The 20505-nt window shown below is 46.0% G+C and carries 16 protein-coding genes; 3 read left to right on the top strand and 13 right to left on the bottom strand.

Translation table 11 applies throughout. The annotated features are described in order from the left end of the window. Window positions 1-55: 55 nt before the first annotated feature. Window positions 56-2425, bottom strand: a complete 2370-nt coding sequence (locus NHN17_RS07075; protein ID WP_255041500.1) for an ATP-dependent helicase — start codon at window positions 2423-2425, stop codon at window positions 56-58. 270 nt (window positions 2426-2695) lie between these two features. On the opposite strand from NHN17_RS07075, the gene NHN17_RS07070 reads away from it, so the two are divergent. Further along, window positions 2696-3799 carry a phosphoribosylaminoimidazolesuccinocarboxamide synthase gene (locus tag NHN17_RS07070; RefSeq protein ID WP_255041498.1) on the top strand — a complete coding sequence of 368 codons (1104 nt, stop codon included), beginning with the start codon at window positions 2696-2698 and terminating at the stop codon, window positions 3797-3799. A 302-nt stretch (window positions 3800-4101) separates the two neighbouring features. On the opposite strand, the gene NHN17_RS07065 is transcribed toward NHN17_RS07070, so the two are convergent. The 11 genes from NHN17_RS07065 to NHN17_RS07015 form a co-directional block, all read right to left on the bottom strand. After that, a complete protein-coding gene (locus NHN17_RS07065; protein ID WP_255041496.1) occupies window positions 4102-4590 on the bottom strand; it encodes a 2-thiouracil desulfurase family protein in 489 nt (162 codons plus the stop codon). Between the two features lie 143 nt (window positions 4591-4733). Beyond that, window positions 4734-5204 (bottom strand): hypothetical protein, encoded by a 471-nt coding sequence (locus tag NHN17_RS07060; protein WP_255041495.1) that lies wholly within the window; start codon window positions 5202-5204, stop codon window positions 4734-4736. A gap of 110 nt (window positions 5205-5314) precedes the next feature. Beyond that, a complete protein-coding gene (locus NHN17_RS07055) occupies window positions 5315-5791 on the bottom strand; it encodes a GNAT family N-acetyltransferase (RefSeq protein WP_255041494.1) in 477 nt (158 codons plus the stop codon). Between the two features lie 257 nt (window positions 5792-6048). Continuing rightward, window positions 6049-7587, bottom strand: a complete 1539-nt coding sequence (locus NHN17_RS07050) for an alanine/glycine:cation symporter family protein (protein ID WP_255041493.1) — start codon at window positions 7585-7587, stop codon at window positions 6049-6051. Between the two features lie 509 nt (window positions 7588-8096). Next, window positions 8097-9545, bottom strand: coding sequence for a decarboxylating NADP(+)-dependent phosphogluconate dehydrogenase (gnd, locus tag NHN17_RS07045; protein ID WP_255041492.1), 1449 nt, complete (start codon window positions 9543-9545; stop codon window positions 8097-8099). A 12-nt stretch (window positions 9546-9557) separates the two neighbouring features. Next, window positions 9558-10271 carry a 6-phosphogluconolactonase gene (gene pgl, locus NHN17_RS07040; protein ID WP_255041491.1) on the bottom strand — a complete coding sequence of 238 codons (714 nt, stop codon included), beginning with the start codon at window positions 10269-10271 and terminating at the stop codon, window positions 9558-9560. Between the two features lie 5 nt (window positions 10272-10276). Then, window positions 10277-11776: a glucose-6-phosphate dehydrogenase gene (gene zwf, locus NHN17_RS07035; protein WP_255041490.1), complete on the bottom strand. Its 1500-nt coding sequence runs from the start codon at window positions 11774-11776 to the stop codon at window positions 10277-10279. A gap of 233 nt (window positions 11777-12009) precedes the next feature. After that, the gene (locus NHN17_RS07030; RefSeq protein ID WP_255041488.1) at window positions 12010-13602 is read right to left on the bottom strand and encodes an ABC transporter ATP-binding protein; all 1593 of its coding nucleotides are present in this window, start codon (window positions 13600-13602) and stop codon (window positions 12010-12012) included. A 2-nt stretch (window positions 13603-13604) separates the two neighbouring features. Continuing rightward, complete coding sequence (locus tag NHN17_RS07025) at window positions 13605-14627, bottom strand: ABC transporter permease (RefSeq protein WP_255041487.1); 1023 nt, start codon at window positions 14625-14627, stop codon at window positions 13605-13607. Further along, a complete protein-coding gene (locus NHN17_RS07020) occupies window positions 14627-15712 on the bottom strand; it encodes a microcin C ABC transporter permease YejB (protein WP_255041485.1) in 1086 nt (361 codons plus the stop codon). The genes NHN17_RS07025 and NHN17_RS07020 overlap by 1 nt, the downstream gene beginning before the upstream one ends. Window positions 15713-15714: 2 nt before the next feature. Further along, the gene (locus tag NHN17_RS07015) at window positions 15715-17496 is read right to left on the bottom strand and encodes an extracellular solute-binding protein (protein WP_373689546.1); all 1782 of its coding nucleotides are present in this window, start codon (window positions 17494-17496) and stop codon (window positions 15715-15717) included. A gap of 277 nt (window positions 17497-17773) precedes the next feature. Here NHN17_RS07015 and NHN17_RS07010 point away from each other — a divergent pair, with 277 nt between their 5' ends. Beyond that, complete coding sequence (locus NHN17_RS07010) at window positions 17774-18106, top strand: PBPRA1643 family SWIM/SEC-C metal-binding motif protein (protein WP_255041483.1); 333 nt, start codon at window positions 17774-17776, stop codon at window positions 18104-18106. Window positions 18107-18267: 161 nt separating this feature from the next. Further along, entirely contained in the window at window positions 18268-18723 is a 456-nt protein-coding gene (locus NHN17_RS07005; RefSeq protein ID WP_255041482.1) for an RNA methyltransferase, read from the top strand. 51 nt (window positions 18724-18774) lie between these two features. Here NHN17_RS07005 and NHN17_RS07000 read toward each other — a convergent pair whose 3' ends face one another. After that, the gene (locus NHN17_RS07000; protein WP_255041480.1) at window positions 18775-20505 is read right to left on the bottom strand and encodes an ATP-binding protein; all 1731 of its coding nucleotides are present in this window, start codon (window positions 20503-20505) and stop codon (window positions 18775-18777) included.

Raw genomic sequence — 20505 nt, 5'->3', positions numbered from 1 at the left:
CTGATGAGGCTTAGTTTATATTAGGCATTAATAATTTCACCTGCGAGCCACTACCTTATCGACGAACCATGCTTCTCGCATTGGCGGCAACGATGAGGCGGTTTACCAACACTTTTTTCTTAGTCTCGGACACCGATTGCAACTCCCTGACAATACGGCTTATCTCACCATCTAAATATTTGGCATTTTTGGTTTTCACCATCGCCCTGATCACTTTCTCTGCGTTATCCGGTAAAGGTTGCTGCATTGCCCATTTGTAGCTGTAATCACCACTACCATCCGACCCCGTAGCGGTTTTCTTACTGCCATCAATACTCACCGCTTTCGCTACAAGCTTATTTTTAACTTTTTTTATCGGAGGCTCAACAACATCCTGTTCACGCCCCATACGGCGGCAGTATTCTTCAGCAACAGGGCTTGAGTAATACGGCAACTCACCTTGCTGATACAGTTTTGATCCCAAATCCTGTGCTATGTTTATTTTTCCTTCCAATACAAAACGGCTGGCATTGGTCGTTTTCACTGTGGGTTTATCTGGTGTGGTGTAATAGACAAAGGCCTTTTCTTTTGCTCGGGTCAATGCCACATAGGCCAATCGACGCTCTTCTTCCAGATCCGCGCCCACAGTACCGGACGCACGATTAACATAGGGAAAAGCCTCTTTGTCCCAAAAAGGCAGGTGAACATGATGGTATTCACACCCCTTGGCACGAAAAATAGTTGTTAGCTGAATACTATCTTGCTCTTCATTTTCTGAAGCACGTGTCTTTGTATTATCGCTTTTCTGACCTGATTGTTGAGTGTAATACTCAAAGTACTGCAACGCTTTTTCACAGGTCTGATCCATCGCTTCCAGTACGGTTGCCACACTGTCCAACCGCTCAACCGCTTCCTCAATTTCTGATGCGGTTGCTTCTGTCTTCCAGATCCAACTATCCAATCCACTTTCACTACGATACTGCTTGTAGACTTGTGACGCTTTGAAGCTCCCCTTACGCATGAACCTTTGCAACAACTCTACACGCTCGATCAAATTATCCAGCTTGAGTGTCGCATTGGCCTTTTCATAACGCCCTATGAACGTTAGCCACTGTGAAGGCTCCATGCCTGCCAATTGCTCGCACAGAGGCTTCAATGATTTGTTAGGTACGTAACAATGCGGAAAACACATCAGACTAAACAGCAAGCCAGACTTTTGCGCCACAGAGAGATCAGTGAAGCGTGGAGTGACTAAGGTGGCCAACTCCATCAGTAACTTTACTTCTCGGCTATGGGCCAGCACAGAAGGCACAGGCATGTGATAAGGCAGTTGCTTACTCAGAAAAGCCAGCTCAAACAACAAGGTTTGCGACCAGCGTCGTACCAAAATTGCCACGTCGGAAGGCTGACCACCATCCGCTAGGAACTTTCCTATTGTATTGGCAATTTCACCGACCTGTCGGGAAGAGCCGCACTCTATGACTTGAGTATCAGAAACGCCTTCTCCCGAAACCGTCAAAAACTCACTGAAGCGCTCTTTGTTATTGGCAATCAAATGGCTTGCTGCCAACGCGAGACTATGACCAAAGCGAAATGTTTGTGACAGGGTGTAAGTCTTCGCAGGGGCAAAATCCTGTTCAAAGTTGAGCATAAACTGCGGCGCACTGCCCCGCCATTTATAGATGCACTGGTCAACATCGCCAACCGCCAGCAACTGGGTTTGCGGCCCCAACAATTGTTTCAGCAAACGGTACTGGGCAGTATTAATATCCTGGAACTCATCGACCACCACCAGCTTGCAATGCTGATGAAAGTGTTCACGAATCGCATCATCACTTTCGAGCAGCTTGACCGTTTCCACCAGCCAATCATCAAAAAACAACAAGCGCTGTTTTTTTCTCAGTGTTTCAAACTGCTCATAAGCGTCAATAATAAACAGGTAGTCACGGTTGATTTCAGCCAGCCTGAAAACTTCATGCGGCGATAGCATGTAGGCTTTGACCAAACCAATAAAACTCAGCAGTAACTCAATGGTTTTCGGATCTTTGATCATCTGCTGACGCTGGTAGGTCTTTTCCAGTCCAGAAAGCTCCCTTAAGATAGCCTTCACCAGCGCCTTATCACTTTCTCCGCTTTGAAAGTTGACCCGATACCCGGTATTGCGGATAAAACCGGTTTGGTTAAGAAACTTCAGGCAAAAACTGTGAAAGGTATGTACCGGTGCCTGCGCTTGGATGCCGTTATCGCGCAATTTGGTCTGAAAATCAGTGCGAATATCGCGGTTGAACATCAACACCAGCATTTCTTGGGCCGGTATTGTCGCCATTTTCTGCTCGATTAACCCCACCAAGGTGGTGGTCTTGCCCGTCCCGGCACCGGCAATACAAAGGGCATTCCCGCTTTGATGATGAATAAATGCCGATTGTTCACTGGTATAACGGGTCATGATGGGCCTTGCATCGAAAAATGGAGACTGATTTTGCCATACTTATGCCCTGTCTCCTGAATAAAATATGACCACTTGAAATCGCTTCACAAAAATTCACTCTTAGAATGAAAAATAAATTTGCGCAAACGTTTGCTTTTCTAGCTGAAAGGCCACCCGAGTTCTGTTATTATCGCCCCCATTATAGGTCTTAAGACCTTGGCATGAACAACTATTCTTGTCATGTCACTACGGTTTACCTTCGTTTAACTTTTGAAATAGGAATTCGCCATGAGCCTTGCTGATCAAGTTCTCGCTGTAAATGATGACCTGCCAATCCGAACTGATAAACCCGTTCATAGCGGTAAAGTTCGTTCCGTCTACTGGTTAACCGAAGAAGATAGCCGTCGCTTGATAAAAGAGAAAGGCTACAACGTTCAACCTGATGCGCCACTGGCAATCATGGTGATCAGTGATCGCATTTCTGCATTTGACTGCATCTGGCACGCAGAAGGCGGCCTGAAAGGTGTACCGGGGAAAGGTGCGGCTCTTAATGCTATTTCTAACCATTGGTTCAAATTGTTCCGCGAAAATGGTCTGGCCGACAGCCACATCCTTGATATCCCCCACCCGTTTGTGTGGATTGTACAAAAAGCCAAACCTGTTATGGTCGAGGCAATTTGCCGCCAGTACATTACCGGTTCTATGTGGCGTGCATACAGCCAAGGCGAACGCAACTTCTGTGGTATCGAACTGCCAAAAGGACTAGAGAAGGATCAGAAACTACCTGAGCTACTGATGACACCATCAACCAAGGGCATTCTTACCGGTATTCCGGGCGTGCCTGAAGTCGACGATGTCAACGTCACCCGTTCTGATCTTATGAACAATTTCGAAGCATTCAACTTCCGCAGCACCGATGACATCAGTCGCTATGAGCAACTACTCAAGGAAGGTTTTGATGTGATCAGCAAAGAGCTGGCCTCGCTGGATCAAATCTTCGTCGATACCAAATTTGAATTTGGTTACGTGACAGATGCCGAAGGTAAAGAAAAGCTGATTTACATGGATGAAGTTGGTACACCGGATTCTTCCCGTATTTGGGATGGTGAAGCATACCGCAACGGTGAAATCGTTGAGAACTCGAAAGAAGGCTTCCGCCAGATGTTGCTCAACCACTTCCCAGATCCAGACATCATGCTAAACAAAGATCGTATGGACGAGCGTTTCGCCCTCGCCCGCGACAACGAACTCCCGGTAGATGCGCTGATGAATTTATCTAAGGTCTACACCGAGATTGCCGAGAAAATCACGGGCCAGAAAATCCAGTTGTCTGAAAACCCGAAGGCTGAAATCGTCTCAGTACTTCGCGAGCAGTACGGTTTGATTGACTAACCATTTGCTACCTCCGCAATGACAAAAGGCAGCCACAAGGCTGCCTTTTTGCGATCATTCGAACCGGAAAAGCTGTCAACTGCGCAACATGTCCCCCGATTAGGCATAAGTAGTGTTAAGAGTGCACTTTAACGTATTTTTTGACCTTCTGAGCGCAGCAAGTTCGGCATACGTGTAAAAACACGACTTGAAGCGTTTGTTATACCAATCTGGATTAGTTATTGGGGGCAGGTCACTATATAACACTAAACTTACTTAAAAGTGACGGCGCCAAGCGTTGTGAATCACTCTTAAATTTCTTGTTAGCTCTGTTTTTCCAACGTACTTTGGAGTTTAGCTATCGTATGCTGACTGTAGACTTTAATACCATTCCGCTCTAACAATGCCGTAGCTACCCCTGAGCCATCGATTTTAATCCCGTTGAATGTACCATCGTAAATCTTTGAACTACCACAAGAAGGGCTACCCTCTGCGAGTACCGCATACTTTATTTGCTGTTTTTGGCAGAGTTCCAAAGCGTTCTCCGCCCCACTTACAAATGGTGTAGTAACATCAATGCCATCATTTCCAACAACGTTCGCCAAACCATCAAGCACATCAACGCCTTTCCCTGTGATTATTTCAGCAGGAGCTCTCGGAGTAGGTAGACCTGCCGACACCTCAGGGCAAAAGACCACTAGATCTACGTTTGATTTAAGCCAGTGCAACTCAGGCTCTGGGATTGATAAACAACTTGCATTGTATCTAACTTTATTTCCAACCAAGCACGAACTAACGAGAACTTTTACCACTGAAACTCCTTTATATACGAGAAATAGCTAACGCCGCGGTAAGCTGCGGCTATGTAGTTGATTGTGTTGTGGCAGCGTAGCGAACGCCACACATAAACAAGCGATGGAATAGACGTCAGTTTGACCGTCTTGTTAGAAGCAATTTACCCCACCGAATCTACTGGAAAATAGTAAGTATTAAACCTACGACCCAACAACTGACTACTACGAACTCTATTTGCTTTTTTTGCAAGCGACTTGTATTCGCGCCGCGAATCTAAAAGGTGAAAAACAACCTCTTTATGCCCAAGTTGACCGGCCCAGAGTAAAAGAGTTCTGAAGATTGAGACGCCAGAACCCCAAAATTTTTTTGAGATAACAATGGCTACTTCAAAGCCACACTCGTCCGGTTGAATTCCACACCAGCCCGAGAGAACACCATCGATTATAACGGCACGAACTTTACAGCCTGTCATCGAATCCGTATCGATTTTGCCCTCCACCCACGAACGGATGGACTTCTCATCGAAATATGGATGATCAATCAAATGTGATCTCAGTGAATCTTCGTTTAATGTAAACATTAACTCCGTTAAATCTACATCGTCTAACTTTAGATATTCTATAGTGCTCATACATTCTTGCTTCCAACGCCGTATCAAGTGGTGAAAATGCACTCAAAGCATTGATTAGTAAATCATTTAACCCAAATTGAACCAAAAGTGCCAAGCGTTGGGAATCCGTCTTAAATTCTTTGTAAGCTGTATTTTTCCATTACGAAGTTGTTTAGCCTTTGTCCACGAACATCCATTTCTTGAGCCTGCACTACTTTAAAGCCAAAGTACTCATAAAATGGTTTAGCTGTAATGCTAACTTCTGAATAAAAAAGAGAAATTCCTCGTTCTTTACCAACATTAAACACGTGATTCATTAATGTCTTACCAACACCCTGCCCTTGATACTTGTGATGGCAAAAGAAGTGATCAATTAAACCATCAGCTTGAAGATCTGTGTAGCCAACAACGACACCATCAATTTCCGCTACAAATGGGGTCAAGCCTTTCAGGCGTTTTTTCCAGATAGACAAATCCAAACACTCAGGAGCCCATGCTTCGACTTGTTCTTGAGTATAGTCACGGATATTTATGTTACGAATAGTATGGAAATGTATATCCCATAGCGCCTGCGCATCGGCTTCAACATAATCTCTAATTTTGATCATCGTACTATCCTTTTGTGGGTACAGCTAACAGCTTTATATAAAGACAACTTCATCTTTACAATTCATCATATCAACCAATCGGGTTAATCAGTTGTCTTTGTTGACCGATACGTCATACACGTCAATCGACAGGCAATATGATGCCACCACTCGTAAACGTACGTTCTGTTTCCCATTTCGCTTCACAACATTTCTTATCAGCAAAAAAGGCCATTGGGTATTACCCAATGGCCTTTTACTATTTAATGATCAATCGATTAGATGGTTGTCTTCGCAGGTTCTGCGTCTTCAACCTCTTCCGATGTCACCTTTCCGTGAAGTTTCTTCTCCCAGAAACCAGCGTTCTTGATACCAAGCTTAACCGGGTCAAACGTAAAGTCTGTCACGCCCGCTTTTTGCTGTTCTTCATAATCTTTCAGCGCTTTTAGAGCGGGTTTAGATAGGAAGAAAATAATCAAGATACCGACAATATTCAACCAGGCCATCAAACCCACACCCACATCACCCATTGCCCAAGCAAGGTTAGCGGTTTTTACCGTTCCGTAGAATACCGCAACAATCAATACCGCTTTTAGGATAAACATCATGCCTGGTACTTTTACTGAGCGGCGAATGTAAGCAATGTTGGTTTCTGCAATGTAGTAGTAAGCAAGAATAGTCGTAAAGGCGAAGAAGAACAGTGCAAAGGCAATGAATGGTTTGCCTATACCTGGCATTGCGCTCTCAATAGCCATTTGGGTGAATACCGGACCGTTAGCGCCAATATCAGCCGCCAAGTTCTGAATAAGGAACATGCCCTCTGCACCACCGTGTACGTTGTATGCACCTGTAATCAAAATCATGAACGCTGTTGCCGAACACACTAGCAAGGTATCGATATAGATAGAGAACGACTGTACCAAGCCTTGCTGAGCTGGGTGCTGTACATCTGCAGCAGCGGCGGCATGAGGGCCTGTTCCCTGACCCGCTTCGTTCGAGTAGACGCCCCGCTTAACACCCCAACCAATTGCCGCACCCACTCCCGCCATCGGTGTGAAGGCATCACCGATAATCATCATAAAGATACTAGGTACCATGTTGATATTCAGTAGGATGATAACAAAGGCGATCACAATGTAGGCAAGCGCCATGAAAGGTACAACTATCTGAGTGAAGTTAGCAATACGCTTTACGCCACCAAAGATAATGAACGCTAGGATAATAGAAACAAACGTACCAGTAACAATCTTCGCGAGGCTGATTGTACCTATGGCTGTTTCAATCATCTGGCCTGAGCCAAAGGCTGCTTCAACCGCATTACCAATACTGTTGGACTGAACACCTGGAAGAAGTACACCACAGGCAAAGATAGTCGCAATAGCGAAAATCCAAGCATACCACTTCTGCCCCATGGCCTTCTCAATGTAGTAAGCAGGACCACCACGGAACTGGCCATCTTCATCTTCTTCTTTATAAATTTGAGCCAAGGCAGATTCACTGTAAGCTGTTGCAGCCCCAAGGAAAGCAACAACCCACATCCAGAACACCGCACCCGGACCACCAAAACCGATAGCCGCAGCAACACCAGCGATGTTACCTGTACCTACACGCCCAGAAAGAGAAACGGCTAGTGCCTGAAAAGAGGAGATACCCTGAGCGGAACTTTTACCCGATAACAATAGGCGCCACATCTCTCTGAAGTGACGAAGCTGTACAAAACGTGTGGTAATGGAATAAAACAGACCGGCACCCAGACACAGATAAATCAGCACTGGGCTCCAAATTATTCCATTGAGAAAATCTACTAACGACTGCATTAAAAAACTCCCTGTATGATTGGTTAATGCTCGTCAGTATAATAATCACATTGTAACCCGATTGTTAAATATTTTATTTCATCATTCAATTTGGCGTGATCTATAGCTCATAAATCGAGCGTTGCTGACAGTTGGCAGTTAAAGCCCCTACCTGATAGCGTGATCTAGGTCGATTAACCCAAATTTGTTGCTACGAGGTTGTTACCCAAGTGTTTAAAAACCAAGCAAACAAACCCAAAAACCCTCCTTTGCTCACAATTTTGCTCTGTTTAACCAGCTGCATCACTTATCCCCGAGCATTTATTACGCAGCTCAACAATTACAACCAAGAGCAATAGGTTGCATTTAAAAATTACGGCCTGGCTTATACCGACCTACATAAATACTTGATCAACTACTTATCCAGGTTGGTATTAGCTTTTCGCTGATATCTGGCACCGGCTGCCCATAAAAAAAGGCGCTGAATCATCAGCGCCTAATATTTACGTCATTCTTCTTTAGGTTACAAATTACACATCGTAAGTTGTTGAAGAAATATCACCACCGGTACCGGTCCAGTTGGTGTGGTAGAACTCACCACGTGGCTTGTCGGTACGCTCATAAGTATGAGCACCAAAGTAATCACGCTGTGCCTGCAGCATATTAGCTGGTAGACGAGCAGTCGTGTAACCATTAAGGAACGTCAGCGCAGAAGACATACAAGGCATTGGCAGGCCGGTCTCGAATGACTTAGCCACAACTTTACGCCATGCTGGCAGGCAGCTTTCTAGGATGTCCTTGAAGTAGTTATCCAAACCAAGGAAAGCCAGCTCTGGGTTTGCTTCAAACGCGTCACGGATATTGCCAAGGAATGCACTGCGGATGATACAGCCACCACGCCACATTAGAGCAACATTGCCGTAGTTCAAATCCCAGTTGTTAGACTCAGATGCTTCGCGGATCAGCATAAAGCCCTGTGCGTAAGAAATGATCTTAGACGCAAGCAGTGCCTGACGAAGGGCATCCAACCACGCAGACTTATCACCTTCAACAGCTGTAATTGGGTTGTTGAATAGTGACGCTGCGTGCTCACGCTGCTCTTTCAGTGAAGATAGGCAACGGGCAAACACTGAGTCAGTGATCAGTGTGAGCGGAATACCGTGGTCCAGGGCGTTGATACCTGTCCATTTGCCGGTGCCTTTTTGGCCAGCAGTATCAAGGATCTTTTCCACTAGCGGCTCACCGTCTTCATCACGGTAGCCAAGAATATCAGCAGTTATTTCAATCAGGTAGCTGTCCAGTTCGGTTTTGTTCCAATCAGCGAACGTCGCCTGCATCTCGTCATGCGACATGCCTAGACCTTCTTTCATGAAGTGGTAGGCTTCACTGATCAGCTGCATATCGCCATATTCGATACCGTTGTGGACCATCTTAACAAAGTGGCCAGCACCTTCGTTACCGACCCAGTCACAACACGCTTCGCCCTGTTCGGTCTTAGCGGCAATAGCTTGGAAAATTGGCTTCACATGCGGCCATGCTTCTGGATCACCGCCGGGCATAATAGACGGTCCGAAACGTGCACCTTCTTCACCACCTGATACACCGGCACCAACATAGCGAATACCTTTTTCGCGTAGTGCTGCCACACGGCGGTTAGTATCTGGGTAGTTCGTGTTACCACCATCAATGATAATATCGCCTTTGTCTAGCAGTGGGACTAGGTTGTCGATAAACTGATCAACAACGTCACCGGCACGAACCATCAGCATCACCTTACGTGGTGATTCCAGCTGGCTAACCAGATCTTCAAGAGATGTCGCACCGACAATGTTGGTACCTTTCGCCGGTCCTTGCAAAAACTCATCAACTTTCGCAACAGTACGGTTGTAAGCAACGACTTTAAACCCGTTGTCATTCATGTTTAGGATCAGGTTTTGACCCATGACAGCCAACCCGATAACACCAATATCTGCTTTCATTTACTTCTCTCCTTATGCCAGCTCTTTGGCTGCCTCTGAATCTAAATACCACTCGGTCTTGCCAGCCGTTGAGCTGACTTTGGCTGCGGGATACGTTTGTGCAGCTGGTGCATTATCGGCAATCTCTTTGATTACCGACGCTTTACTTGCACCTAAAACCAAGTAAGTAATACGTTTAGCATTTGCCAGCAGATGTGCTGTTTTCGTCACGCGGAGCTGGCGAGTCTCTGGATGTGCAGCGATGGCTGCAACTTCCGTTGTCTCGTAATCGGTTTGCCCTGGAAACAATGATGCAGTGTGGCCATCTGTTCCCATACCGAGCAAGATCCAATCAAACTCTGGGGTCCCATTGTGCTCAGGAATTTCCGAGATCATCTCTTCGGCAAAACGGAGCACTTCCATTGCTGCAAAATCTTCACCACGAATGCGGTGGATATTCTCAGCCGGGATCGAAATGTGGTCAAACAACAAGGTTTTGGCCTGGCCGTAATTGCTCTGATCATTGTCCGGCGCCACGCAACGCTCGTCCCCCCACCAAAAGTGGAGGTTCTGCCATTGAATGGATTGGGCAAATTCCGAGTCAGCCAAATAGGCAAAAAGCTGAGATGGCGTACTACCACCGGGCAGTGAAATATGGACTGGACGACCAAGCTCACTGTATTCTTTCAAGCTTTTTGCTAGAGCTTGAACAACCTGTTCAGCGCTTTCAAATATGTGGTAATTCATGTCACTTATAGCTCGCAGTAATCAGTATTAGTCAGGTTCTTACATGGGAAGCGCCATTCACGACCGTCACGAGATAATAGCTCGTCGGCTTCTTTAGGCCCCCAAGTCCCCGCGGCATAACCATAAAGGTGTTCTGGGTTTTCTTTATAATCCAGAATTGGCTGAACAAACTGCCAACACGCTTTCACCGCATCGGTACGCGCAAACAAGGTGGCATCACCTTTCATCGAATCAAGCAATAGGCGCTCATAAGCCGTCAGCATATGTGTTTCTTCAAGGCTTTCGTAGTGGAAGTCCATACTCACTTCCTTAGCCTCAAATCCAGCACCAGGCTGCTTAAGGCCGAAGCTCATTAGAATGCCTTCATCAGGCTGGATACGGATGATCAGTTTATTTTCAGGCGCATCGGCACCAAAGACTGGGTGCGGTGTCTTCTTGAAATGAATAACAACTTCAGTAACGCGGGTTGGCAAACGCTTACCGGTACGGACATAGAAAGGTACGCCGTTCCAGCGCCAGTTATCGATAAACATCTTCAAACCGACGTACGTTTCAGTACGCGAATCTTCCGCCACACCGGGCTCTTCACGATAACCGTCAAGGTGGTTACCACGGACATCTGATTCAGTGTACTGGCCCAGTACTAAGTTATTTTGAAGATCATTGTCGGACAATGGCTGAAGGCTCTTGAAGACCTTCATCACCTCATCACGCATAGAGTCGGCATTTATAGCTGCCGGCGGCTCCATACCCACCATTGCCAGTACTTGTAGCAAATGGTTTTGGAACATATCACGAACCGCACCTGCACCATCGTAGTAACCACCACGCTCTTCAACGCCAAGAAATTCAGCAGCAGTGATCTCAACATAATCGATGAAGTTACGATTCCAAAGCGGTTCGAACATGGTATTGGCAAAACGGAACACCAGCAGGTTTTGAACCGTTTCTTTACCGAGGTAGTGATCGATACGGTAGATCTGGTGTTCTTGGAAATGTGCGTGCAGGTCTTTATCAAGCTGCTCGGCGGTTGCCAAATCATACCCGAACGGCTTCTCAACAATCAGGCGTTTCCAGCCATTGTGTTCGTTGTTCAAACCATGCGCAGCAAGACACTCTGGGATCACACTGTACAGGCTCGGCGGTGTCGCCAAATAGAAGGTGGTATTGCCTTTAGTCTGACACTTCTGCTCGATATCATCCAAACGCATTTTCAGCTTGGCGTAATCTTCAACACTTTTGGTATCAATGGCTTGGTAATGGAGACGTTGGCAGAAAGCATCTAGTACCTGAGGGTCAACTTTTTCGTTGGCAGTCAGCGACTCTTTGAGCTTCTGTTGGAACTCAGTATCAGAATAGTGAGTTCGGCTTACCCCTAAAATTGCGAATTCTTCTGAGAGCAATCCATTCGCGAAAAGGTGGTAAAAGGCTGGGATCAACTTGCGATGGGTCAAGTCACCCGACGCGCCGAAGATGACGATACAATTATTTTCAGGCTTAACCATAATGCTTTCCCACTCGCCTGAATCAATCAGGACAAGTTATTCATTTTATTGTGTTGTGAATGTAATCAACACGACTCAAAAGCACCAGAAGGTTTTACCTATCACAGCAATAGGCAAAACCGTCAACTGGTCACATTCTAGTCGATTATGAGAACCACGCCTTTTGGGCGACTCATTATGTAGGAGAAGCACATTACATCCCAGCTACAATTAGCTGGTATTACCAGACACTTCTAAACAACTGAAAGAGATACTAATTGCTTGGTATAGTCTTGCTGCGGCTCACTGAACAAGGTTTGGGTTTCGCCTTGCTCCACTACCTGCCCTTGGCGAAGCACCAAGGTATAGTGACAGAGTGATTTCACCACATTAAGATCATGGCTAATAAAAAGGTAAGTTAAATTATACTTCTGCTGTAAATGCTTAAGCAGTGTAAGCACTTGAAATTGAACCGTTCTGTCCAGTGATGATGTCGGTTCATCTAATAGAATGAATGACGGTTTTAGTACCAGCGCCCGTGCAATCGCAACGCGCTGGCGCTGGCCACCGGAAAATTCATTGGGATAGCGGTGACGTGTTTCAGGATCCAGTTCCACATCACGCATCACATTACAAATCATTTTTTCTTCTTGTTCTGGTGTTAAATCTTGATGAACTCTTGACCCCTCACCAATGATTTGTGCCACTGACATTCTTGGATTCAAAGCAGAAAATGGGTCTTGAAAAACCACTTGAAACTTACTGCGTAGGGGTAGCATCTGCTTACGATTAAATGCCGAAATATCCTCACCGCAAAACACTATTTCCCCTGTACTTTCTAGTAGCTTAAGAATAGCCATACCTGTTGTCGACTTTCCCGAACCACTCTCCCCGACCAAGCCTACACTGTGACCTGTACGCAGTAGAAAGCTCACATCAGTCACGGCCTTGATATGATCTTTTACTCGCTTGAGGATACCGCCCTTAATCGGAAACCATACCCTTAAATCCTTGATTTCAAACATCGGGCTTGCCGCCATATCAACAGGTACCGGCTCGCCACTTGGATCTGAGTTGATCAGTTTAATGGTATAGGGATCTTGAGGGCGTTCAAATACTTCGGTCATCGTATTGGTCTCAACCAACCGGCCCATTTGCATGACGGCAACACGGTCGGCAATCTTGCGAACAATACTGAGATCATGGGTAATAAACAGTATCGCCATCCCCATTTCCCGCTGCAGATCGTTGAGCAGATCCAAGATCTGGGCCTGAACCGAGACATCCAATGCGGTGGTCGGTTCATCAGCAATCAACAACTCCGGCTCGTTAATGAGGGCCATAGCTATCATCACCCGTTGCCGTTCACCACCTGAGAGCTCATGAGGATAAGACTCTAAGCGTTGCTCGGGGTTCCTTATCCCTACTTTTTTCAACCATTCTAGCGCTTTATTCTGCGCTTCACGTTGTCGGGTACCTCGGTGTATAGCCAGTGTTTCGCACAGCTGACGACCAACCTTATGCAACGGATTGAGAGACATCATCGGCTCTTGGAAAATCATACCGATACGATTGCCCCGAAGGCCACGCATCTCACGCTCGCTACACCGCATCATATCAATGCCATCATAATGGATATGACCACTCATATAGTGCGTCGAAGATTTAGGCAACAATCGCAAAATGGCATTGGCCGTCACAGACTTCCCTGAACCACTTTCCCCCACCAGCGCCAGTGTTTCACCGCGTCGGATATCCAAACTCACGTTGTAAGTCACCTGATTGACAGCTTTTCCGCTTTGAAAGCCCACCGACAGGTTTTCAATGGTAATAATAGGTTGCGACATGGTTACCTCTGATGGTGGGGATCAAATGCATCACGCACAGCTTCACCAACAAACACCAGCAAGCTCAGCATGATTGAAAGAACGACAAAGGCAGACAAGCCTAACCATGGTGCCTGCAAATTGGTTTTACCTTGCGCCAGTAATTCCCCCAGTGACGGCGAGCCGGCAGGCAAACCGAACCCGAGAAAGTCCAATGACGTTAATGTTGTCACCGAACCACTAAGAATAAACGGCATCATGGTAAGTGACGCCACCATGGCATTGGGCAGCATGTGGCGTAGCATGATACGCCCATCACCGACTCCCATTGCTTGCGCAGCCCTAACATAATCAAGGTTTCGACAACGGAGGAATTCAGCACGAACAACCCCCACCAATCCCATCCAGCTAAACAACACCATAATCCCCAGTAGCCACCAGAAATTTGGCTCGACAAAACTCGACAAAATAATCAGCAAAAATAGCGTTGGCATACCAGACCACACTTCAATAAAGCGCTGTCCAAACAAGTCTATCCACCCACCGTAATACCCTTGGCAGGCCCCGACGATGACACCAATGACGGTAGAGATAACAGTAAGGGCAAAGCCAAATAACACCGATATCCGAAATCCGTAGATGATCCGTGCCAAGACATCCCGCCCTTTGTCATCGGTACCCAACCAGTTAACACGGTCTGGCGGCGACGGTGCAGGTCCGGATAAATCGTAGTTAATGGTATCGTAACTAAAGCGGATGATCGGCCAGATCATAAAGCCGTTAGCCTCGATCAAGTCTGCGACATAAGGGTCGGTATAGTCGGCTTCGGCATCGAACTCGCCGCCAAATTCAGTCTCGGCGTAGGGAGTCACAATCGGGAAATACCACTGTGAATCAAATTGGATCACCAGCGGTTTATCATTGGCTACAATTTCTGCAAACAAGCTGCAGACAAACAGTAATGAGAAGATCCATAGCGACCAGTAGCCCCGCTTATGTGCTCGAAATCTTGCCCAACGTTCCATGGTTAATGGGTTAAGTTTCACTAACGTGCCTCAAAATCTATCCGGGGATCGACCAATGTGTAGGTGATATCCGAAATTATATTCATCACTAGCCCCAACAGGGTCATGATATACAGGGAGCTAAATACCACAGGATAATCGCGCTGTATGGTCGACTCAAAACCCAGCAACCCTATCCCTTCTAAAGAAAACATCACCTCAATCAACATTGCCCCGGTAAAAAAGATACTAATAAATGCAGCAGGGAAGCCCGCAATAATGATCAGCATGGCATTACGGAAAACGTGACGGTACAAAATGCTGCTTTCATCCAGCCCTTTGGCCCGAGCCGTTACAACATATTGTTTATTGATTTCATCAAGAAACGAGTTTTTTGTCAGCATGGTCAGGGTCGCAAAACCGCCAATGACCATGGCCAGAATAGGCAGCGCCAAATGCCAAAAGTAGTCGATAATTTGCTGGTACCAGTTCAGTTGATCAAAATTCGATGACACTAATCCGCGTAGCGGGAACCAACTGAAATAGTTGCCGCTCGCAAAGAAAATGATCAACAAAATTGCGAATAGAAAACCGGGGATCGCATAGCCCACAATCACCACCGCACTACTCCACACATCAAACCGTGAGCCATGTTTTATGGCTTTGCTGATACCCAGTGGAATAGAGACCAAATAAATGATCAAGGTACTCCACAGGCCAAGCGAAATAGATACCGGCAAACGATCGATGATCAGATCGATGACATTACCGCCCTTGAACAGGCTTTCGCCAAAATTGAAGGTCGCGTAATCTTTGAGCATATCGAGATAACGTTCGAGCAATGGCTTATCAAAGCCAAATTGCTTCTTAATAGCGTCGACCACTTCAGGATCTAGGCCACGGGAACCACGATAGCCGGAACCATTATCCGAAGGTTCGAGCGAGCCGACTTCCTGCCCTCCACCAGTAAAGCGCTCCATGATCCCGGAGCTATGACCTTCAAGCTGGGCTACCGCCTGCTCAACTGGCCCACCGGGTGCAATTTGAATCACAAAGAAGTTGATGGTGATGATCGCCCACAGAGTGGGGATCACCAGCAACAATCGTCGAATTATATAAGCCGACATAATTACCGCCGTTTCTCAGGTAACTTGGCCGCTTTTTCAGTATCAAGCCACCACGTATCTTTACCTAGGGTATATTTTGGTCGTAGCTCGGGACGGGAAAACTTGTCCCAGCTCGACACCCGGAACATGCTGATATGCCACTGCGGGATCACATAAAAGTTCCACTGCAATACTCTATCAAGCGCCCTGCCTAGGCTTAATAACTTGTCAGGATCTTCCTGATTTTCGGCAATTTGCTCGGTTAGGTAATCAACCGCCGGATCTTTTACCCCAGCCGTATTGTAAGTGCTGTCTATAAAATTACTGTTCCAAGCGATCATTAAATTCGGGCTTGGGTATGGGTTGGCACCGTAGCCAGCCGACACCATATCGAAATCACGGTCTCTCAAGCGCTTGATATATTGCGTGGTATCCACTGTGCGTAAGCGCATATCAATACCCAGCAACTTCAGGTTCTTCTGTAGCGGAATAGCTAGACGCTCGGTGGTCGGACTGTACATCAGCAATTCAAAGGTAAAGGTTTCGCCAGTCTCGACATTGGTCATTACCTTGTTCTGCACCTCCCAGCCGGCTTCTTTCATCAACGCAAGGGCTTTACGTAGCTGAACACGTATACGGCCGGAACCGTCAGACTTAGGAGGCTGGTATTCTTCGGTAAACACTCTGGCTGGCACTTTATCTTTTATCGGTGCCAAGACCGCTGCTTCTTCTTCAGATGGCAAGCCCTTAGCTTCATAGTCGGTGTTTTGGAAGTAACTGCGGGTACGGGTGTACTGGTTATAGAACAGGCTTTTGTTCATCCATTCAAAGTCCATCGCGTAAGACAAGGCTTCACGAACTTTGGGATCACTAAAGTAGCTTCGCTCGGTATTAAAGACAAACGCCTGCATTGATTGAGGAATTTGATGTGGAATTTCTTCTTTTACTATGTAGCCTTTGTCAAAGTTCGTCCCTTGATACAAGGTCGCCCAAAACTTGGCCACGTTCTCTTCCCGGATGTCATACTCGCCAGCCTTGAACGCTTCCAGCGTGACCGTTTCATCCCGATAATAATCGTATTTGATGGTTTGGAAGTTATGTCTGCCAACATTTACTGGCAAATCTTTGGCCCAATAATCCTTGACCAAGGAATAGGTCGCGCTTTGACCAGGCTTGTAATCAGTGATTTTGTACGCACTGCTGCCAACAGGAGGGGCATTAAGAGGCTCACTTAGGTTCTTGTCTTTCCAAAAATGCTCAGGCAGCACATTCATTCCCTGCACTAAAGCTAACAGCACCTCACGATTTGGTTTTACCATCTCTATCCTTGCGGTGCGCTCAGACTGGGCCGTTACTGATTTAACATCCTTGAAGTACACCTTGTACTGGGCGACCCCTTCCTTCATAAACTTATCAAAGGTAAAGGCAACATCAGCAGCGGTGATCGGTTTACCATCATGAAACTTGGCATCAGGATTGATATCAATTTCCATCCAGGCGTAATCATCAGGATAACGAACCTTTTCGGCAATCAAGGGGTAATAGCTGTCGATCTCATCTTCAGATGAGACAAATAAGGTATCGTAGATAGCCTCACTGCCAGCAACAGAAACACCACGTGAAGCAAAACGGTTAAAGCTGTCGTAGGTGCCTACTTGAGCATAGGTCACCTGCCCTCCTTTAGGTGCATCAGGGTTTACGTAGTCAAAGTGGGAAAAGTCGGCTGGGTACTTAGCACTACCAAACCCGACTAACGAGCGACTCTCAATCACCTCGTTAGCAGAGACAGAACCAGCTATAACCATCGCCACCAACAACGATGAGACGCATTTGTACATCTAGGCCTCCATGCATAAATCTATTTTTCAGACAGCGTTTACTGTCCGCTATCTTACTCGTTGAATTAGATATAATTATTTTATGATATATGTTTACGATAGGACACTAATGAAAAATGAACAACCACTCAATGAGCAATATGAAAAGGTGTGATCACTTGCGGCAAGCTGTTGAAGTCGTTAATATCGCCCGCTTTCATGCTTTAAGAGCTTGAAACTATCTTATTTAAGCCAGGATCATCATATGTCTAAGTTCTTCTTTAAAGGTCGCATTGAGAAAAAGCCTAAGCACGAAAGCTACGGCTTCAATACTAATCAGGCCAAAAAACTGGGAACTGAAATCAACCCGCTACAACTAGTCGTGAATAGCGATGAGAAAAAAACAGAGACCGAAGCTTTACTCAAGCAACATGAACTATTTGCCACGATAACAGTAAACAGTGAGGCAGAAGAAAACCTTGTGGAGCTTGAGACGCTGATCAACAAACCAAAAACCACTGTTTTTGAGAAGACACCAAACCGTAATGATCCATGTTCATGCGGTAGTGGCAAAAAATACAAAAAGTGCTGCGGCTAACGTGGTAACCCAGTAAGCAGGGTTAATGACCCCGGTACCCTCTTCGTGCCGGGGTGTCCCACTTTTATACGCACCGATACTTCATTAACCTCTTCCCCTGCCATTTTCCGTCAGAATCCGTATAATCTCGCGCTGTTGAAAATTTCGGAAAGATACGTGTTATGAGCAAAGGTTACGCCTGTGTTGGGCTATTCAATCCCAAAACCCCTGAAAATGTTGGTTCTGTCATGCGTGCCGCTGGCTGCTATGGCGTCAATAGTGTGTTTTACACAGGCACACGCTATGACCTTGCTAAGAAGTTTTGTACTGACACCAAAAATAGCATTCTCGATATTCCGTTAATTGGCGTTGAAGATCTCAAAAACATCATTCCACACGATTGCGTACCGGTTGCCGTCGATCTGGTTGAGGGAGCCAAACCGCTGCCTGATTACAAGCACCCACAGCGGGCTTTTTATATCTTTGGCCCTGAAGACGGCACGTTAAAAAAAGAGATCACCGAATTCTGCCGGGAAACGATCTACGTACCAACCAAGGGTTGTATGAACCTGGCCGCAGCAGTCAATGTCATTCTTTATGATCGCATGGCTAAAGGTGAAAGTTTTTCTAACCACTAGCACAACAGATCTAAACAAAAAATGAGCAAAATCTGCTCTTTGGGGGACAATTTATGTGCCCCATTTTTCGATCATTTCTCTAAGCTCGGTACTTTGATAAGGCTTGCACAGAATATCGTCCATACCAGCATTAAAGCACTCCTCACGCTCAGCTTTGGTCGTTCCAGCTGTCAGGGCAATAATCGGCTTACTGTAACCGTCATTGCGTAACCGCTCGGTAGTTGCATAACCGTCAAGTACCGGCATACGACAATCCATCAGCACAATATCAAAATTCTGCTGTTCTAAAATATCTAATGCCTTCTGCCCGTTATCTGCGATAGCAGGAGTAATACCGAACTTACCTAACATAAGTTTAATAATCATCTGGTTGGTTTTTAAATCTTCCACCACCAGAATAGTCAAATCATCTATAGAGTGGGCACCACCTTGCTGAGCTGTCGCCTCATCTACCGTTGAGACGTTCACTGCTAATGGAAGAGTAACGGTAAAGGTGGTTCCGCGACCATAGTCACTGTCCACCTCTATCCAACCTTTCATCTGCTCAGCGAGCTTTTTACAAATGGCCAGCCCCAAACCAGTGCCTTCATGCTGCCGGTTACTAGAATTATCGACTTGAGTAAATGGCTGGAACAACGTGCCCACTTTGTCTTTAGGAATACCGCAACCTGAATCCCGCACTATAAATTTAAGTGCTTCGTCTTGCCAACCAATCGTGACAGAAACAAAGCCTTTCTGAGTAAACTTAATCGCATTGCCAATAAGATTTACAAAGATCTGCTTGATCCTATCTTCATCGCCCAGCAGGTGTTGCGGTGTATCAGGTAAAAAATGAATAGAAAAATCGAGTTGCTTTTCATTGGCGGGATGCTGGAAGATGTCTTTTAGCATATTGGTCATCAAACGGCTGTCGAAAGCTTTAACCGTCAATTCCATCATCCCCGCATTGATTTTACTGTAATCCAGCAAGTCATTAATAATAGCCCGAAGTAGCTCCCCTGAATGATGCAATGTAGAAAGCAATCCCCTCTGGTGACAATCGAGCTCTGTATCCGACAGCAACTCTGCAGTACCCAGTAAACCATTTAGCGGTGTTCTCAGCTCGTGATTTATCATCGCCAAAAAATCACGGGTCGACTTCTCCGACTCTTCCGCAGACTTCCTCGCCCGAATAGCCTCTTCCAATTTCAATTGACGATCAATAGATGTACGAAGCATTTCACCAATCAAGTTCATATGCTTACGAATTGTGGTGTGCCATTCTCTCCTTTCATCGATTCGCGTTACAAAATACCCTTTCACGACCGAATTACTAAGCGAAAACCAATGCAATTGATGATGTTCATCCCAACACTCACCGACTGACGCCAATTTGGCTGGGGGAACTAACTTCTCATCGATACCAGAAAAATAGCTAATATTAAGCGCTGGTGTGGAATCACAACCTATGTTTATTCCACAATAGCTAGCAGCATTACTCGCTATCAATGCATCTAGCAGCTCTTTGATGATACCGAAAGAAGGTTGGTATTTAAGGAACGTATGACCAAAGCGGAGCAGTAAATTGTCCATCTTTTGCTGATATGACAAAAATTCAGAGCCACTGGCTACCTTATCTCTCATTTGCTCAAGGTTTTGCTCAACCAATTGTTTCGTCTGATAGAGCTCTAAGCTTTTTGACTCAAGTAGCATTTCAGCCATCTTTCTGGCTTCTCGCTCACGGTCAATTTTCTTCTGCATTAATGCAACGTGACGTTCCGGATCCATGCGTTCAAGGCCCAT

Source organism: Photobacterium pectinilyticum, assembly GCF_024357955.1.
Lineage (GTDB): Bacteria > Pseudomonadota > Gammaproteobacteria > Enterobacterales > Vibrionaceae > Photobacterium > Photobacterium pectinilyticum.
Note: the sequence above shows the minus strand (reverse complement) of the source record. Positions and strands in the feature narration are given on the sequence as shown.

Bases quoted from the DNA above. Each gene is read 5' to 3' on its own strand.
- NHN17_RS07010 (WP_255041483.1), top strand. From the start codon at position 17,774: ATGTCTAAGTTCTTCTTTAAAGGTCGCATTGAGAAAAAGCCTAAGCAC.
- gnd (WP_255041492.1), bottom strand. From the start codon at position 9,545: ATGAAAGCAGATATTGGTGTTATCGGGTTGGCTGTCATGGGTCAAAAC.
- NHN17_RS07050 (WP_255041493.1), bottom strand. From the start codon at position 7,587: ATGCAGTCGTTAGTAGATTTTCTCAATGGAATAATTTGGAGCCCAGTG.
- pgl (WP_255041491.1), bottom strand. From the start codon at position 10,271: ATGAATTACCACATATTTGAAAGCGCTGAACAGGTTGTTCAAGCTCTA.
- NHN17_RS07030 (WP_255041488.1), bottom strand. From the start codon at position 13,602: ATGTCGCAACCTATTATTACCATTGAAAACCTGTCGGTGGGCTTTCAA.
- NHN17_RS07055 (WP_255041494.1), bottom strand. From the start codon at position 5,791: ATGATCAAAATTAGAGATTATGTTGAAGCCGATGCGCAGGCGCTATGG.
- NHN17_RS07020 (WP_255041485.1), bottom strand. From the start codon at position 15,712: ATGTCGGCTTATATAATTCGACGATTGTTGCTGGTGATCCCCACTCTG.
- NHN17_RS07000 (WP_255041480.1), bottom strand. From the start codon at position 20,505: ATGGGCCTTGAACGCATGGATCCGGAACGTCACGTTGCATTAATGCAG.
- NHN17_RS07060 (WP_255041495.1), bottom strand. From the start codon at position 5,204: ATGAGCACTATAGAATATCTAAAGTTAGACGATGTAGATTTAACGGAG.
- NHN17_RS07005 (WP_255041482.1), top strand. From the start codon at position 18,268: ATGAGCAAAGGTTACGCCTGTGTTGGGCTATTCAATCCCAAAACCCCT.
- NHN17_RS07075 (WP_255041500.1), bottom strand. From the start codon at position 2,425: ATGACCCGTTATACCAGTGAACAATCGGCATTTATTCATCATCAAAGC.
- zwf (WP_255041490.1), bottom strand. From the start codon at position 11,776: ATGGTTAAGCCTGAAAATAATTGTATCGTCATCTTCGGCGCGTCGGGT.
- NHN17_RS07015 (WP_373689546.1), bottom strand. From the start codon at position 17,496: ATGGTTATAGCTGGTTCTGTCTCTGCTAACGAGGTGATTGAGAGTCGC.
- NHN17_RS07070 (WP_255041498.1), top strand. From the start codon at position 2,696: ATGAGCCTTGCTGATCAAGTTCTCGCTGTAAATGATGACCTGCCAATC.